This window comes from Herbaspirillum frisingense GSF30 (assembly GCF_000300975.2).
Lineage (GTDB): Bacteria > Pseudomonadota > Gammaproteobacteria > Burkholderiales > Burkholderiaceae_D > Herbaspirillum > Herbaspirillum frisingense.
This window is the reverse complement of record NZ_AEEC02000063.1, coordinates 1-14,107: the sequence shown is the minus strand read 5'-3', so window position 1 is coordinate 14,107 and position 14,107 is coordinate 1. Positions and strand designations below refer to the sequence as shown.

General features: G+C 66.1%; 16 protein-coding genes. 9 read left to right on the top strand and 7 right to left on the bottom strand.

Annotated features, from left to right (window positions below; translation table 11 throughout):
- A partial coding sequence (locus HFRIS_RS25990; RefSeq protein WP_039877210.1) for an NrsF family protein occupies nucleotides 1–311 on the bottom strand: 311 nt, incomplete at its 3' end.
- A gap of 244 nt (nucleotides 312–555) precedes the next feature.
- Here HFRIS_RS25990 and HFRIS_RS23875 point away from each other — a divergent pair.
- From HFRIS_RS23875 to HFRIS_RS23850, 6 genes are read left to right on the top strand one after another with little or no spacing between them, the layout of a single operon-like run.
- Nucleotides 556–834, top strand: a complete 279-nt coding sequence (locus tag HFRIS_RS23875; protein WP_006465594.1) for a BufA1 family periplasmic bufferin-type metallophore — start codon at nucleotides 556–558, stop codon at nucleotides 832–834.
- A gap of 11 nt (nucleotides 835–845) precedes the next feature.
- Entirely contained in the window at nucleotides 846–1,697 is an 852-nt protein-coding gene (gene bufB, locus HFRIS_RS23870; RefSeq protein ID WP_006465593.1) for an MNIO family bufferin maturase, read from the top strand.
- Entirely contained in the window at nucleotides 1,694–2,464 is a 771-nt protein-coding gene (locus HFRIS_RS23865; RefSeq protein ID WP_006465592.1) for an HvfC/BufC N-terminal domain-containing protein, read from the top strand. Before bufB ends, HFRIS_RS23865 begins: the two co-directional genes overlap by 4 nt.
- Nucleotides 2,465–2,475: 11 nt before the next feature.
- Nucleotides 2,476–2,952 (top strand): DoxX family protein, encoded by a 477-nt coding sequence (locus HFRIS_RS23860; protein ID WP_006465591.1) that lies wholly within the window; start codon nucleotides 2,476–2,478, stop codon nucleotides 2,950–2,952.
- Nucleotides 2,953–2,970: 18 nt separating this feature from the next.
- On the top strand, nucleotides 2,971–4,605 hold the full coding sequence (locus HFRIS_RS23855) for a methyl-accepting chemotaxis protein (RefSeq protein ID WP_006465590.1): 1,635 nt from the start codon (nucleotides 2,971–2,973) through the stop codon (nucleotides 4,603–4,605).
- Nucleotides 4,606–4,615: 10 nt separating this feature from the next.
- A complete protein-coding gene (locus HFRIS_RS23850) occupies nucleotides 4,616–5,932 on the top strand; it encodes a tetratricopeptide repeat protein (RefSeq protein ID WP_006465589.1) in 1,317 nt (438 codons plus the stop codon).
- A gap of 13 nt (nucleotides 5,933–5,945) precedes the next feature.
- Here the strand turns inward: HFRIS_RS23850 and HFRIS_RS23845 are convergent, their stop codons facing one another.
- Nucleotides 5,946–6,611, bottom strand: a complete 666-nt coding sequence (locus tag HFRIS_RS23845; RefSeq protein WP_006465588.1) for a peroxiredoxin-like family protein — start codon at nucleotides 6,609–6,611, stop codon at nucleotides 5,946–5,948.
- Nucleotides 6,612–6,779: 168 nt separating this feature from the next.
- Here HFRIS_RS23845 and HFRIS_RS23840 point away from each other — a divergent pair, with 168 nt between their 5' ends.
- Nucleotides 6,780–7,673, top strand: coding sequence for a LysR family transcriptional regulator (locus tag HFRIS_RS23840; protein ID WP_006465587.1), 894 nt, complete (start codon nucleotides 6,780–6,782; stop codon nucleotides 7,671–7,673).
- A 293-nt stretch (nucleotides 7,674–7,966) separates the two neighbouring features.
- Nucleotides 7,967–8,155 (top strand): hypothetical protein, encoded by a 189-nt coding sequence (locus HFRIS_RS23835; protein ID WP_006465586.1) that lies wholly within the window; start codon nucleotides 7,967–7,969, stop codon nucleotides 8,153–8,155.
- 14 nt (nucleotides 8,156–8,169) lie between these two features.
- Here HFRIS_RS23835 and HFRIS_RS23830 read toward each other — a convergent pair whose 3' ends face one another.
- Nucleotides 8,170–9,099: a LysR family transcriptional regulator gene (locus tag HFRIS_RS23830; RefSeq protein ID WP_006465585.1), complete on the bottom strand. Its 930-nt coding sequence runs from the start codon at nucleotides 9,097–9,099 to the stop codon at nucleotides 8,170–8,172.
- A gap of 139 nt (nucleotides 9,100–9,238) precedes the next feature.
- Between HFRIS_RS23830 and HFRIS_RS23825 the strand changes: the two genes are divergently transcribed.
- The gene (locus tag HFRIS_RS23825) at nucleotides 9,239–10,612 is read left to right on the top strand and encodes an NAD(P)H-dependent oxidoreductase (protein WP_006465584.1); all 1,374 of its coding nucleotides are present in this window, start codon (nucleotides 9,239–9,241) and stop codon (nucleotides 10,610–10,612) included.
- 221 nt (nucleotides 10,613–10,833) lie between these two features.
- On the opposite strand, the gene HFRIS_RS23820 is transcribed toward HFRIS_RS23825, so the two are convergent.
- The 4 genes from HFRIS_RS23820 to HFRIS_RS23805 are packed head-to-tail and all read right to left on the bottom strand — an operon-like array spanning nucleotide 10,834 to nucleotide 13,903.
- Entirely contained in the window at nucleotides 10,834–11,196 is a 363-nt protein-coding gene (locus tag HFRIS_RS23820; RefSeq protein ID WP_006465583.1) for a DUF3325 domain-containing protein, read from the bottom strand.
- A complete protein-coding gene (locus tag HFRIS_RS23815; RefSeq protein ID WP_006465582.1) occupies nucleotides 11,193–12,824 on the bottom strand; it encodes a PepSY-associated TM helix domain-containing protein in 1,632 nt (543 codons plus the stop codon). Before HFRIS_RS23815 ends, HFRIS_RS23820 begins: the two co-directional genes overlap by 4 nt.
- Nucleotides 12,825–12,844: 20 nt before the next feature.
- The gene (locus HFRIS_RS23810) at nucleotides 12,845–13,156 is read right to left on the bottom strand and encodes a DUF3649 domain-containing protein (protein ID WP_006465581.1); all 312 of its coding nucleotides are present in this window, start codon (nucleotides 13,154–13,156) and stop codon (nucleotides 12,845–12,847) included.
- Nucleotides 13,157–13,183: 27 nt separating this feature from the next.
- Nucleotides 13,184–13,903, bottom strand: coding sequence for a hypothetical protein (locus HFRIS_RS23805; protein WP_006465580.1), 720 nt, complete (start codon nucleotides 13,901–13,903; stop codon nucleotides 13,184–13,186).
- Nucleotides 13,904–14,107 lie beyond the last annotated feature (204 nt).

Below are 14,107 nucleotides of genomic sequence, written 5' to 3'. Positions count from 1 at the left end.
AGCAGCGCCGCCGCCGGTCCCGGGCCGATGCGCACACCCGGTCGTGCCAGCCGCGCCGCCGCCATCTGCCCCGCCAGCAGGGCCGCCAGCGGGAAGGACACCTTCATCCAGAACAAGGGCGCCTGCAGCAACTGCCGCACATCGCTGCGCACCCCATACAGCGCCGCCAGCAGCAGCAGCGCCCCCAGCAAGCCGAGCGCCAGTGCCACCGCCATGCGCGCGGTGACATGGCGCAGCATCACAGGTCGGCCGCCGGCGGCCTGTCCTTCCGTGCCGGCGGCCAGCATATTGACCAGTTCCATCGTTTTCATTGCATCCCCTTCTGGCTCATGCGAGCAGGTACGCGCTCCAGGCGCTCTCCTATGTATTCGTCTGAACCCTGCCCCCGGTTACAGGCGGCGCAAAAAATATTTATCCGAAAAATTTTGCGACGGCTGTAACCGGCGCCCGACTGCCGGCGAATTAACCATCAGATCGGCAGCCACGGCATTCCCCGCCGGCGGACTGCACCGGTCGCTATCACTTTCTTCACTTTCCAATTTCAAGGAGTCCACCATGAACGCACGTATCGTCGCCACCGCCGCCCTGACCCTCGCCACCCTCGCTTCGGGCGTGGCCATGGCACAAGACAAGCAACCGATGAACAAGACCGCCGTCGAGAAGTGTTATGGCGTCTCCATGGCCGGCCAGAACGACTGCAAGGCCGGTGAAGGCACCACCTGCGCCGGCACCGCCAAGATGGACTACCAGGGCAATGCCTGGAAGAACGTGCCGGCCGGTACCTGCACCTCCATCAAGACCCCGCACGGCATGGGCTCGCTCAAGCCGATGTAAGCGAGACGGTCATGACCACCCACACCATCTCGGCCGGACTCGGTCTGAAGCCCCAGCATTTCGATGCAGCGCTGGCCTGCGGGCAGGCAGGCTTGTGGTTCGAAGTCCATCCGGAAAACTACCTGATGGACGGCGGCCCCCGCCTGGCCTGGCTGCAGGCCATCCGCGAACGCCATCCCCTGGCCTTGCATGGTGTGTCGTTGTCCCTGGCCGGCCCCGATGCCCCCGACCCCGATCACCTGCGCCGACTGGCGCATCTGATCGACCGGGTGGAGCCGGTGCTGGTCTCGGAGCACCTGGCATGGTCGCGCATCGCCGGTCACTATCTGCCCGACCTGCTGCCGGTACCCCGCACCAGCACCACGCTGGCACGCGTGGCGGCCAACATCAACCGCACGCAGGATGCGCTCAAGCGCCGCATCGCCCTGGAGAATCCTTCACATTACCTGCACATGGAACAGCACGCCTGGAGTGAACCCGAGTTCCTGCAGGAACTGGTCCGCCGTACCGGTTGCGCCCTGCTGATCGATGTCAACAACGTCCATGTCAGCGGCTGCAACCTGGGCATCGATGCCCGCGCCTACCTGGACCAGCTGCCCGCGGCCGACATCCACGAAATCCACCTCGCCGGCCATAGTGCCGATGCCAGCCTGCCCGGGCTGCTGGTGGATTCGCACGATGCCCCGGTGGCGCCGGTGGTTTGGGCGTTGTACCAGCACCTGATCACGCGCATCGGCGCGCGCCCCACCCTGATCGAACGCGACGGCAATGTGCCGGCCTTCGAGCAGTTGCTGCAGGAGCGCGCCATGGCCGCCGATCTGCTGGCCAATGTTGCACAGGCAGATCAGGAGCAGGCGGCATGAGCGAGCTCACCACGGACGATGTCCACTACTACCCGGCCTTCCTGCAAGCCCTCCTGGAAGACCACAGCGATGACGCCACCGTCGCCGCCCTGCTGCGGCAGCCGGCCTTCGCGGTCTATCGCAATACCGTCTTCAAGGGCTGCGTGGACGCCCTGGCCGCCAACTATCCGGCCGTGCAGCGGCTGGTCGGCAGCGACTGGATGCACGCCGCCGCCTTGGCCTATGCCCGCGACCACCTGCCCCGGCAGGCCAGCCTGATCGCCTATGGCGAAGGCTTTGCCGCCTTCCTGGCGGCCCTGCCCGCCGCCGATGAACTGCCCTACCTGCCCGGCGTGGCCATGCTCGACCGCTGCTGGACCGAAGCCCACCTGGCAGCCGACCAGCCCATGGTGGAGAGCACCGCCCTGCAGAGCGCGCTGGTGGCTGGCCAGGACGTGTGCCTGGTACCGCATGCCGCCACGCGCTGGCACCACGATGCGCAGCATCCGGTCACCACCATCTGGTCGGCCAATCGCACCGACCCCGCGATCGATCCGGGTGATATCGACTGGCACGGCGAAGCCGCACTCTTCACCCGGCCGCAAGCCGAGGTGCAATGGCAGGCAATCAGCCACGGGGCATGCCGCTTCCTGGACGCCTGCCGCGAGGGCCAGCCCGTCACCCAGGCCGCCGCGCTGGCGCTGGCGCAGGAACCTGATCTGGATGTCGCCGCCCTGCTGGGCCGGCTGCTGCTGGCCGGCGCCTTTACCGCATTCACCTTCAATTGACGGAGAACACTATGCAACATCGCAGCGCCCTGCCGGCCACCACGGTCGACCAAGTCCGTCCCACGCTCTGGAACCGCGCCGCAGGACTCGCCCAGGGTCTCATCAGCGACACCCTGCTGGCCTTGGTGGCACGGGTGGCGATCGCGGCGATCTTCTTTCTCTCCGGCCGCACCAAGGTCAGCGGCTGGCTCACCATCAAGGACAGCACCTACGTCCTGTTCCAGGAGGAATACCGGTTGCCGCTGGTGCCGCCCGATCTCGCCGCGCACCTGGCGGCCTATGCGGAACACCTGTTCCCGCTGCTGCTGGTGCTGGGCCTGTTCACCCGCGGCGCGGCGCTGGCCCTGCTGGGCATGACGGCGGTCATCGAGATCTTTGTCTATCCCGATGCCTGGCCGACGCACCTGTCCTGGGCCGGCCTGCTCCTGCTGCTGGTGGCACGCGGTGGCGGCACCTGGTCGCTGGACCATCGCCTCGGTCTGCGTTGAACAGCGCGGGAGCCGAACATGCTGGCAAGACTGAGCTTACGCAGCGCATTGCTGCTGGTGGTGGGTATTTTCTCCCTGGCCTTGTGGATCGCAGTGGGCATCGCCTGGCAAGGCGCACGGGCGGCGGCCCAGGCCACCACCGCCCTGATCGTGCTGTCGGACCAGCGCATCCAGCCCCTGCACGATACCGAGCGGCTGTTCCTGTCGACCCTGATCAACATGGACAACGCCTACATCAACCTGGTCAAGGATGACCAGATCAAGTCCAACGACTACACCCGGCGTGCCTCGGCCGCCCTGCAGGCGGCCCGCAAGGCCTTCGAGGGCTACCGCAAGACACTGCCGGCCGAGGCCCAGGTCGTCCGCGTGAACCAGGCCTACGAGGCCTATACCAAGGTCCTCGGCCTGCGCGAGGTCGCGCTCTATGACGTCTCGCTGGACGACTATGCGGCTGCGACCGTCAGTGCGGAAGCTGCCGACCGTGAATTCGCCGCCACCCTGCGCGAGGTGATCGCCCAGGCCGAAACCGTGCGTGACGATCTGCGCCTGGCCGCCGAGCGACGTATCGCAACCACCACCTACCTGGCCGTCGCGATGCTGGCCTGCTCGTTGTTGCTCGCCGGCCTGTGCTGGTGGCTGTTCGGGCGACTGGTGCTCACGCCGCTGAGGCAGGCTGCACAGCATTTCGACCGCATCGCCGACGGCAATCTCGGCCATCCGGTGCAGGGCATTTCCCGCAATGAGATCGGGGTGCTGCTGGCGGCGCTGGCGCGCATGCAGGAGAGCCTGGGCGCCACCGTCGTCGACATCCGCGATGCCACCCGTGATGTGCATCAGGGCGCGCGCGACATCGCGCAAGGCAACGGCGAACTGGCGCAACGCACCGAAGCACAAGCGGCCGCACTGGAAGAGACCGCCGCCACCCTGCGGCAGTTGTCGGCAGCCGTCGGCAACAACGCACAGAACGCCGAACGCACCAATGCCCTGGCCGCCACTGCCGCCCACGACGCCCAGCGCGGTGGCCAGGTCATGGGCGGCATCGCCGGCGCCATGGCGCGGGTCACCGCCAGCGCAGGACGCATTTCAGACATTGTCAGCGTGATCGATGGCATCGCCTTCCAGACCAACATCCTGGCCCTGAACGCGGCGGTGGAAGCGGCCCGCGCCGGCAGCCAGGGGCGTGGTTTTGCGGTGGTCGCGGCAGAAGTCCGCTCACTGGCGCTGCGCAGCGCCGAAGCGGCGCGCGAAGTCAAGGAACTGATTGCGGATTCGATCGGTTCGGTCGGCCAGGCGGCCGATCAGGTCAGGCAGGCGGACCAGGCCATCGGGCAGATCGTGGTGTCGTTCGGTCACGTGATGAGCACCGTCCATGACATCGCCACCGCCACCCGCGAACAAGCCGAAGGCATCGACCGGGTCAGCCGCACCCTGGTGGATATGGACCAGGCCACCCAACAGAACGCCGCGCTGGTGGAGCAGACCTCGGCAGCGGCCCACGGCCTGACCGCCCAGGCTGTCGCCCTGACCACATCGGTGGCCGCTTTCACGCTGGCGTCATCGGCCACAGAGGCCGATCCGCTGCCGCACTCCAGCGTCGCCAGCGCCGCCAGCGCCGCCATCCCCGGCCCGACCCCGGTCCTGCTATCCCGATAAGGAGCTCCACTTGGCCCATTCAAACGCACTGCAAGACCTCGTCGAACAAAGCTTCACTTCTGCATTCGCCCATCACGCCGCCGGCCGCCTGGACGACGCGGAAGACGACTATCGTCTGCTGCTGGAGCTCGACGAGCACCATGCAGCGGCGCTGCACTATCTGGGTGTATTGCTGCACCAGCGCGGCCAGCATGATGAAGGCCTGACCCTGATGCACCAGGCGGCCGACCTGGCCGCGCCCGATCCCGACTGGTGCAATGACCTGGGCAATGTGCTGTTCGCCTGCCAGCAATTCGCAGCGGCGGCCAAGGCCTATGACGACGCCCTCGCCCTACGACCGGACGACGCGCAGCTGTGGAACAACCTGGGTGCCGCCCTGCGCGCCCAGGGCAAGAACGAGGAGGCCATCGGCGCCTGTGAACGGGCCCTGGCCATCGACCCGCAACTGCTGCCCGCCATGCATCAGCTGGCAGAACTGCACGCCCAGGCCGGCGAGCGCATGCTCAGTTCGCGCTACCAGTGCATGGCCTATGTGTTGCCGCCGCATGAAGGCAAGTCACGCGAGCTGCTGGCCATCTCACATTACTTCCTGGGGCAGCCGCAACAGGCGGCCGAGGTCTGCCGCCAATGGCTGCTGGAAGAACCCGGCCACCCCATCGCCACCCACATGCATGCGGCCTATGCCGGCCTGCCCAGCGATACGGTACCGCGTGACTACATCGTGCGTCGCTTCGACGACTATGCCGATCACTTCGACAGCAACCTGGTGTCGCATCTGGAATATCGTGGCCCGCAGGTATTGGCGGCGGTATTGCAGGCCGAGCTGCCACCACCGCAGGCGGTGCTGGACGTGCTGGACGCCGGCTGTGGCACCGGCCTGTGCGCACCGGTACTGGCACCCTATGCGCGCCGGCTGGAAGGGATAGACCTGTCGCCCAACATGCTGGGCCACGCCGCCCGCCATCACGACTATGCCCATCTGGCACAGGCTGAAGTGAGCGAATGGATGAGCACGCATGCACACCATTACGACCTGATCGTGGCGTGCGATGTGCTGATCTACTGCGGTCAACTGGAGGCGTTCTTCAGCGCCGCCGCGCAATCGCTGCGTCAGGGCGGACATCTGTTCCTCACCGTGGAACTGGCCGACAGCGAACACGCGGCCCCCTACCATCTCCACGCCAGTGGTCGCTTCCGCCACCAGCGCGCCTACCTCGAAGGCTGCCTGCGCACTGCCGGCCTGCATCCGCTGCTGATCCGCGAAGAAAGCCTGCGCGTGGAAATGCAGCAGGCCGTGCCGGGCCTGGTCGTGCTGGCCCGGCACTGACACCATCCTCCGATCAGAGCGCCGCCTGGCGAATCGCCGGCAGCATGTCCGACGGATCGGGACGGCGCGTGTAGTCGGGATTGACCTCGGCGTAGACGATGACGCCATCACGACCGATCACATAGCGCGCCGGCATCGGCAGGGTCCAGCCCGGGTCGCCATTGAAGGCCGGCAGGTCGTTCTTGAGCGACTGATAGAGCTGCACCAGATAGTCAGGCAAGGTGAAGCGCAGGCCGAAGACGGCCGCCACTTCATTGTGGCTATCCGACAGGATGGGGAATTCCAGCGCATTCTGACGCAATGCCTTGCGGCTGTTGGCCGGCAACTGCGGCGAGATCGCCACCAGGCGGGCACCCAGTTCGCGCATGGCCGGCAGTGCTTCCTGCAGCGCCTGCAATTCCATGTTGCAGTAGGGGCACCAGACGCCGCGATAGAAGCTCAGTACCAGCGGTCCCTCGGCCAGCAATTCGGTGGACGACACCAGCTTGCCCTCGGGGTCCGGCAGGACGAAATCGGGTGCGCGGTCACCCGCCTTGAGCGCTCGTTGCGCCGCGCCTGAGGCGATCAATTCGTCAGTGGCGCGTTGCATGGTGGCGATCACGGCGGGCGGCACGTTGTAGGGCGGCTTGCCGGCCACGAAGTCGGCCTTGAATGCGTCGAGTCGGTCTTGCAAAGTCATGATGAAGCTCCTGTTTCCTGTTTTCTGTAGCTGGGGTTGAGTGGTTCCTGCAGTGTGGCGGCCGGTGGTTTGTGCGCCAGCCGATGGAATGCATTCTGTTCCCCCATCGACAGGAATGGCAGATAGCTGCCAGCTATAATGCTCATTCCAAATAGGAATGGGTGAGACATGGATCGCTTGCTGGCAATGACGAGTTTTGTGCGGGTGGTGGAGGCAGGGTCCTTTTCCGGCGCGGCGCGGGTACTGGGCGTGGGGCAACCCGCCGTCTCCAAGACCGTGGCGCAGCTGGAAGACAAGCTGCAAGTCAAGCTGCTGCTGCGCTCCACCCATGGACTCACGCCGACCGAGGCCGGGCTGCGTTTCTACGAGCGTGCCCGCGTGGCGATCCAGGAGGCCGACGAAGCCGAACTGGCGGCCCGGGGCGCCGGTGCCGGGCTGTCCGGGCGGCTGCGCATTTCTGCCGCGCCGACCTTCGCGCGACTGTTCGTGATTCCCCATCTGCCGCATTTCCTGGCACGCCACCCCGGGCTGGAGGTCGATGTGATTCTGGACGACCGCACCATCGACCTGATCGCCGAGGGCATCGATGTCTCGCTGCGCATGGGCAGCCTGGCCGACTCCGGCGTGGTCGCGCGCAAGCTGGCCACCAGCCGGCGCTCCGTGCTCGCCAGTGCCAGCTACCTGAAGCAGATCGACGCCCCGCGGGTGCCGGCCGACCTGTCGGCCCATGAAACATTGGTCTTCAGCCAGTTGAGCAATGTCTGGACCTTCACGCGGGAAGGCAGCGAAGTGTCAGTACTGGTAAGTGGGCGGGTACGCTTCAACGCCGCCGAAGGGATACGGGCCGGGGTACTGGCCGGCATCGGCCTGACCATCGTCTCCGACTGGATGTTCGCCCCTGAACTGGCCGATGGCAGCGTGCAACGTCTGTTGCCGGACTGGTCGCTGCCCGAGATCGCGCTGTGGGCGGTGTTTCCCACCGGACGCATGGCCTCGGCCAAGGCCAGGGCGTTTGCCGATTTCGTCGAGGAAATCATGTTGCAGCAGGCGCTCGCCGCCTGAATCCGCTGGGGCGCCAGCGCCCCGGTATCGCACGACGGCAAGGCGTCATCGCACTCACATGCCGTTGCAGCAACGCTGAGCGCGGCTTCATGTCCACAGCACAACAAGCCTGCACTTCGCAGGCAGATTTGTCGCACTTTTATTCAGGCCGGTGGTCGTACCTGCATTCGGCTTGACTTAGAATAGCCAAAGCTCACGACGTAATCGATTGGTACGCACCAGCCTGCATGCGCGATGAACCTGCCCCGGGTCTTGCACAGCAGTCACAGTGCGACATCTGAAAGGAAAACGGCATGACGCAGTCCCCCAAAAACATCTCGGCCCTGATGTGTGAGCTCAGCGTGGCATTGGCGGAGTTATCGGAGAAGATGAGCAATCTTTCGGTGACACTGGAAAACTCCTACCTGGAATCCAACGCCCCTGAACCAGCCGCCCTGATGGAAGCTGCCCGCGAAACCATCGCCAAGGCCCGCGGCAACTGAAGCGCGAAGCCAACTCAAGCGGTGGCCGGTGGCACTTCAGCCGGCCCCGCTCCCCAGAATTCCTCCCCCAGGGCTGCCAGCCGGTCCACGATGAAATCCGCCACCACCTGCACCCGCAACAGATCGCGCGCATCCGCATGCGTGACCAGCCAATAGCAGCGGGACAGCGCAATCTCTTGCGGCAGCACCCGGATCAATCCCGGCTCGCGGCGCGCCAGGAAGCAAGGCAGCACGCCCATGCCGACACCTGCCTTCACCGCCTGCACCTGGCTGATGACATTGGAGATGCGCACCTGCGGCCGGATGGCCGGTGAAATCTCGGCCAGGTAGTCCAGTTCAGGCGACCACATCAGATCCTCGATATAGCCGACCCAACGCTGCCCCTGCAGCTGCTGCCGCTGTGTCAGCGGGCCGTGGCGCGCCAGGTAATCAGCACTGGCGTAGACCCCCAGCGAATAATCATTGAGCCGGCGTGCGATCAGCCGGCCCTGCTCCGGTCGCGTCATGCTGATGGCGATATCGGCCTCGCGCCGGGACAGGCTGAACATGCGGGGATTGGCCACCAGCTCCACCTCCAGCTCGGGATGCCGCTGCGCCAGCGCCTGCAGTTGCGCAGCCAGGAAGTAGGTGCCCCAGGCCTCGGGCGTGCCGATGCGCACCGAGCCGGTCAGCCCCTGGGCCGGGTCATCCTGGCGGGCGCCGATGCGGACAGCCAGGTTTTCCATGGCCTCGGCATCGGGCACCAGTCGCTCGCCTTCGACAGTGAGCGCGTAGCCGTTGGCGCGACGGTCGAACAGGGTCTGGCCGATGGCACGCTCCAGCGCCACGATGCGGCGGCTCAGCGTGGAATGATCCACCCCCAGCTTGCGCGCCGCGACCGTCAGGCGGCCGGCGCGTACCACGGCGAGAAAGGCTTGCAGATCGTCCCAGTCGAAGCTGTGCATAGGTTCTCTTGATGGGCGTGGTATGTGAATTTTCACACGAGAAGTGTGCAAATCTCGACATTTACGCGACAAAACCCCAATGCTACTCTTTTTTTACTGGCCGACCGGCCGATGTGACTAGGAGAAAACCGTGGCAAGCATGTTCCATCAACTCAAGGCGCTAGCGGCACAGGGCAAGCCTGTACGGGTCGGCCTGATCGGTGCCGGCAAGTTCGGTTCGATGTTCCTGTCCCAGGTGCCGCGCACGCCGGGCGTGCATCTGCTGGGCATTGCCGATCTCTCGCCGGCGCGGGCACAGGCAGCGCTGCAGCGGGTGGGCTGGGTGGCCGGACAGTATGGCGCCCGCTCCTGGGAGGAGGCGCTGCGCCACGGCAGTACCTTCATCCAGGACGATGCCGAAGCCTTGATCGCGCAGCCCCATATCGACATCATCATCGACGCCACCGGCAGCCCGGCCGCCGGCATCCGTCACGCCCTGCTGTGCTGTGCGCATCGCAAGCACATCATCATGGTCAACGTCGAAGCCGATGCCCTGGCCGGGCCGCTGCTGGCACGGCGCGCCGCCGAAGCCGGGATCCTCTATTCCATGGCCTACGGCGACCAGCCGGCCCTCATCGCCGAGATGGTCGATTGGGCGCGTACTTCGGGTTTCGACGTGGTCTGTGCCGGCAAGGGGACCAAGTACCTGCCGCAGTACCATCAGTCCACGCCCGATACGGTGTGGGGCCATTACGGCTTTTCCGAGGAACAGGTGGCCGGCGGCGACTTCAACGCGCAGATGTTCAATTCCTTCCTCGACGGCACCAAGTCGGCGCTGGAGATGGCGGCCGTGGCCAACGCCTGCGGCCTGCATCCGGCCGACAGCGGCCTGGCCTTCCCGCCCTGCGGCGTGGATGACCTGCCGACCCTGCTGCGTCCGCGTGCCGATGGCGGGCTGCTGCCGCACGCCGGCACGGTGGAGGTGGTGTCCTCGCTGGAGCGTGATGGCCGGCCGGTATCGCGCGATCTGCGCTGGGGCGTCTATGTCACCTTCGAGGCCCCCACCGACTACGTGCGCGACTGCTTCGCGCAGTACGGCCTGAAGACCGATGCCAGCGGCCGCTACGCCTCCATGTACAAGCCCTATCACCTGATTGGCCTGGAACTGGGCTATTCGGTGGCCAGCATCGCCGTGCGCGGCCAGCCCACCGGCAGCACGCTGGGCTTCAACGGCGATACGGTGGCCGTGGCCAAGCGCGACCTGCTGGCCGGGGAAAGACTCGATGGCGAAGGCGGCTACATGGTCTACGGCAAGCTGATGCCGGCGGCGGCATCGCTGAACCACGAGGCCCTGCCCATCGGCCTGGCGCATGGCATCGTCCTGCGGCGCGCCGTGGCGGCCGGACAGACGCTGAGCTGGGCCGATGTGAGCATCGATGACAGCCGCGAAGCCATCCGCGTGCGGCGTGACATGGAGGCGCTGTTCCGCAGCGAGATGGGCTTGTTGCCACCACCATCGGAGCAGGCTGCATAAGCGGCTTGCTCGGCCTTGCTGGCGGGAACAAAGGCAGGAACAAAGGCGGGAATAAATAAGAAATAAAAAAGGGCTGCAGCAAAAATTGCCGCAGCCCGTAAATACAACAGAGAGGAGTTGAGATTGGACCTGAATTTGGCAAGCCGACCCTTAATCCAAATCAAACCCGCTGCGCGCAATGCGCGCCAGGCCTGACTGGCAGCGACTTTCCGGGCAGTGCATCACAACAGGTTTTCCATCGCCCACAACAGCAGCAGGACCGGCAGTCCGAACAGGACGCCCCGCGTCAGCGCCGGCCCGCGGGTGGGCCAGTAGGTCAAGGCCAGTACCTGCAGCAGTGCAGACAGGGTCAATACGCCCAGGCCGGCCACCATCCCCACGCTCCAGCCTTGCATGCGCATCGTCACCGCCAGGCTGGCCACCAGACCCAGGACACCCAGTTGCCGCAGGCGACGACGTACCGGCGGTGCGGGCTCGGCGCCGCGTCCATGCAGCTCGGCATAGTGCCGGTCCATGGCCAGTGCCAGGGCGCTCCAGGCGCAGTAGGCCAGGCCCAGCGCGAGCAGGAATCCGAAGGCTGTCATGCTGTTTCCTCCACGGGATCGCGCTCGACCCTGGACTTGGCCGGCGCGGCCTGCAGGCCATCCTGGCGCTTGCGCTGGCGCCGCGCCAGTACCCGCTCGGCCATCGCCAGAGCAATCCCCAGCGCCAGCACGGTGAGATCAAATGCCGCCACGGGCCAGGGGCCACGGCCCAGCAGGAGCGTCACACCCAGGTGGGAGTGCGTCGTGAACACGTTGAGCAGCGGAAGGCCGATGAACAGCGCCGCACCCAGCCCCAGTTGCAGACGCCACATGCGCAGGTCCGGTCGTACTTGCGCCAGCACCGCCGCCACCGCCCAGGCAGCGAAGAAGAGGTTGATTTCCATCTGTGCGCGCTGGTGCAATTCCAGCGGCAGCAAGCGGTTGGCCCAGAAGTAACTGGCCAAGGCGATCGGCAGGCCGGCGATGGCGCCGATGTTGAGCGCCTCCACCAGTCGCAGGCCGAAGCTGGCGCGTGCGCCGCCGGCGATGGCCTTGGCCTCCTTCTGGCGCGTCTTGACCGCCCACAGCACGGCGCCGCTGGCCACCATCAGGTAGCCTGACAGGCCGCACAGGAAGAACAGCGCCCGCAGCCAGGGATCGGCGAAATGCGCCAGGTGCAGGCCATACAGCGCACCCCGGGTGACGGCGGTCGCACTGGGATCGTCGCCATAGGCGGCCAGCCGTTCGCCTGTGACGCCCTGGTACATCAGCCCCGGTTGCAGGGAGGACAGCGTGCTCATCTTCTGCCGCGTGATGACCACGGTGGCCTTGGCGTCGCCCGGGTTGTTGACCACCAGCACGGCCAGTGGCGCGCCCTGCCAGTGCTGCTGCGCCTGGGTCGCCAGCGGCGCCAGCGCGGTGAGTGGCGCGGCCACGCCGGACGGCTTGACGCGACCGGCGGTGCCGGGGAACACGGTCTCGAAGAAGGCAGTCTCGCCGCCCTTGTCGCGGTAGGCGCTCTGCACGCCCCAGGGCATGATCATGAACATCAGCGTGACCAGCCCGGTGTAGGTGATCATCAGATGGAACGGCAGCGCCAGCACCGCCGTGGCGTTGTGGGCATCAAGCCAGGAACGCTGCCCCTTGTGGGGGCGGAAGGTGAAGAAGTCCTTGAAGATGCGCTTGTGCGTGATCACGCCGCTGACGATGGCCACCAGCATGAACAGCGCGCAGATGCTGACGATCCAGCGCGCCCATTGCACCGGCATGTAGTGCAGGTCGAAATGCAGGCGGTACAGGAACTCGCCGCCTCGCGTGTCGCGCACCTGCGCCAGCGGCTGGCCGGTGGCGGCGTCGATGCGCTCGCTCTTGAAGCGGCTGCGCGCGCTGCCGCCCTTGCCGCCGTTGCCATCCCCAGCCGGCGCCACCCAGCCCACCCGCATGGCCACGCTGCGCTCGGCCGGCAGGGTGATGAACCAGCGCTCGGCCCGCGGTGCCTTCTGCTGCAGATAGGCCACAGCATGCTCGATGGCCTGGGCCTGCGGCACCGGTGCCGAACGGGTAGCGTGCAGCTCCGGCATCATCCACAGGCTGATCTCTTCCTTGTAATAACTGGCGGTGCCGCCGGCAAACACCAGCAGCAGCACCCAGCACACCAGCAAGCCGCACCAGGTATGCAGCCAGGCCATCGATTGTCGGAATCCCTCCCTCACGGCAGCACGCTCCCGGTTCCGGTCAGCCAGGCCAGCAAGGCCAGCAGCAGCGCCGGCAGCGCCAGCCCAAGCCAGGACCGCGCGGCGCTACGCGCTGCAAAGACCCAGATCACGGCGCAGGTGAAGATGGCGAAGGACAGCATGGTCGCCGTCATCACCGCGTCGGCCGGCGCCATCGGCAGCAGGCGCGCCAACACCATCGTACTGAGCGTGCTGATCACATAACCGCCACCGACGGCGGCCAGGGCGCGGGAGAACACGGCCAGGCGATAGTGCAAGGTCGGGCCGCTGGAAGAAATCGGTTTCATGCTTGCCATGGAAGGAGGACGCCCGGCTTACTTGTTGGGCGTGGCCGCGGGTGCCGCCGGCAAGGCCTTCAGGCCCTTGGGCTGGACCAGCGACAGGGTGGTCACGAAGCTGGCGATGTCATAGGCCTTGCCGTCGCGTTCACCGGCGGTCTTGTCGGTGTGGTGCACCTCGGCCACGTACACCCCCTGCCAGGGCAGGTCGAACTGCACCAGGCCCTCGGCATCGGAATGGGCTTCCTTCATCCAGCCCGAGGGCGTCACCAGACCGACCTTGGCCTTGGGCAGCGCGGCGTTCTTGTAGCTGACCTTGAACTGGCCGGGCTTGCCGGTGGGGACGATGTCCAGCGCCAGGCGCGGCTCCTGGGCCTGCTGCGAAGTCACCAGTCGTGCTGCCGGGGTCCAGGCGGTGCGGGTGGGCGGGGTGGCGTGCTTGTTCTCGAAGACCGGGTAGTGGGCATCCTCGGCCACGATGGATTCGCCCTTGCCGGCGCTGGCCGACAGATTGAAGGCATTGGCCGCCTTGCTCAGTTCCAGGGTACGGTCGCCCTGCGGGCCGATCAGCACTGCGCTGGGCGAAACGAACTTGTCCAGCAGCCCGGGCGAGACTTCGCGCAGGTTGTCGCCGAATTCGCCGAAATACAGTTTCGCCTGCTTGCCGTCCTGCTGCAGCCAGACCTGGTGCGCCCCCGCCGGCAGGGCCAGCAACAGGGAGGTGAACAGGCCGGAGACGATCGCCAAACGCTTCATGAAGGAATTCCTTTCGAGTGATGTTGTGTAGGTGGGCAAGCGGCGCATAAGCATGAGCATGAACATGAGCGTCAGGATCAGCGCAGTCTGCGAACAGAGACCGTTCGCCCTTGCATTTGGCGCAGGGATGGTCCGACAGGACTGGTTATTATTTGAGAATGATTATCAATTATATTGCCTGTGATGCCGCAGGACAAGTCCCTG